Source organism: Mesotoga infera (genome assembly GCA_011045915.1).
GTDB lineage: Bacteria > Thermotogota > Thermotogae > Petrotogales > Kosmotogaceae > Mesotoga > Mesotoga infera_D.
This window is the reverse complement of record DSBT01000364.1, coordinates 1-2,115: the sequence shown is the minus strand read 5'-3', so window position 1 is coordinate 2,115 and position 2,115 is coordinate 1. Positions and strand designations below refer to the sequence as shown.

General features: G+C 48.1%; 2 protein-coding genes. Both read right to left on the bottom strand.

Annotation, left to right across the window (positions count from 1 at the left end; genetic code table 11):
• The coding region (locus ENN47_11900; GenBank protein HDP78854.1) for an ABC transporter substrate-binding protein at nucleotides 1-137 on the bottom strand (137 nt) is incomplete at its 3' end.
• Nucleotides 138-139: 2 nt separating this feature from the next.
• Nucleotides 140-1,573, bottom strand: a complete 1,434-nt coding sequence (locus tag ENN47_11895) for a DUF4434 domain-containing protein (protein HDP78853.1) — start codon at nucleotides 1,571-1,573, stop codon at nucleotides 140-142.
• Between the last annotated feature and the right edge of the window lie 542 nt (nucleotides 1,574-2,115).

Sequence of the window (2,115 nt, the reverse complement as noted above, 5' to 3'; positions counted from 1 at the left end):
GCGTTGAATTCATCTACGAGAGCGAGGAGGGCCTTCCCTTCATCTCCTCCCCAGGCATACCAGAAGGCCAGCTCCGTCTTGGCGAGAGTGAATGTCGATAAAGCAAGCAAAACGGCAACAACAACTATCTTCTTCATGATCAATCCCCCAATCCTATGTATTCTTTGTAGGCCTCATAAAGCTCTTCGGCTTTCCCTACAAGCCTTGGAGTCATGTAGTGCGGGAAATCGAATATGATCACCTTCTCAGTGAATGGAGACTGCATCTTCAGCTGATCGATTACCCTGTCGATGTCAGCGGGAACGGCCTGCCAGCTGCCCGTGTCTACAGGCCATCCGTGAATCTGATTGAATACCTCGACGTTGACCCAGAACTCCACTCCATGCTTTTCCATGACAGGTTTCAGAGCCTCTATCACTCCTGCAGATTCGGCCACGGTAGTTCTCCTGGTTCCGACCCCGTCTTGCATCGCTATGATATCCACCTTTGCTTCGGTGAGAACGTAGTCCCACCATTCGGCGTAAGCTTCGCCGTTCGGGCTGATTCCAAAGTACGGAGAGATCATAACCGGCTTTTTGGTAAGAAACTTCGCATAGGTCGCCATTGACTTCAGATAGGTTCTGATTCCGTCCTTTCTGCTCTGCGTGAGAAAATTCCTGTCGTCGATTTCTTCGGGAAGATACCAACCGGCCAGTGATTCATGGGAGGCATAAAGACTGAACAACTCAGTCAAGATCCTTTGATTGTTGTTAGTCTGCTCTTTGGGATCGAACTCGCCGGACCAGTAAGAAGGGTTCAAGGAAAGACCGAGGAAGACTTTCATATCCAGAGCGTCGGCCGCTTTAAGGAGTTCGCCGAGCGTATCGCTGACGGATGCCTGTTTGCTTTCTTCCCATGTTACCTTCCCGGCAGTAATGAAGCCTTTGCCATCGTTTGAAATCGCCACTTCGAATCCCTTTTCAGGGATCTGAACACCGGAAATTTCAGACCTCATGAACTTGACTGCTACTGAATCTATAGGGATTATCTCTCCGAGATCGATCACTATCTCTATAGGCTTTTTTGGATACTGCCAGCCAACCATCGCTCCCCAGGCATAGTCGGCCCCTCCGTCAGTCAGTTTTCCATCGGAAGGATAATTAGGACTAGCCTGCGGATCCACTGAATATGATTTTCCGAGAGACATCACTTCTGTACCCTTCTTGACAGTGACTTCGGGAATCATAGTCCACTCGGCGCTTGAAGGTTCAATAACGATTTTCACGAACCTCGTCCTTGCAGAACCGCTCCAGACCAACTCGGCAATACTTTCGTCGGGAGAGATCTCGTCAGTCTTCATATACCTGGAGGGGTAATAAAACCTCTCCCCGTAAGCGCTGTACTGAATTATCACGGTGTCCATTCCGATCTCCTTCATAAGCGTGAGCTCATCATGCCACTGCTCTTCGCCAAACTGGGAGAGCTGCCCGTCCAGCTGTATGAAAGCGCCCGTGATATTTTTAACTTCGCCGGTGTCTGCAATAGCAGAAAGACTCAAAACCACCGATATAAGTAAGATAGCAATCAGTTTCATATAATCAACCTCCTCCTAGATTCTCATTATGTAATCAAACTACCAGAAACGATCGCTTTCTCCAAAGTCAAGCAGGAGTCTATAGAAGCGTTCAGAAACGACTACAAACAAAGGCATACAGTAAAATCTTGAATAACTAAAGGCACCCTTGAACAGGAATGGGGACTATCGATCCATATTCGTCTGACAAATCAGTTATTTATGAAGCTCTGTGCCGTGCACCGGTCAAATTCAAATAGGAACTTTGAGCAGATGGCGTTTCAAGAAATGGTCGATGTTTACAGCTATACATCAGTATTGACACGACTACTGGTGGCGCCTGATCTTCTGCACTCTCGACAGGGATACCAATTGCTACTTTCATTACAATCAATAGGGAGATGTCAGGAATGGCTTTCGTGATGCCCTTGCACCACATCACGCTTGGGTCCGGCGAGGAAATGTCCATTGGCGCGATTGCATTGATCAATGGTTATCCCGTTGACTCGGATCACACATGGCTTTCTGCTGGAGAGTAATGACAGGTCCAGTCCTGAGGACCG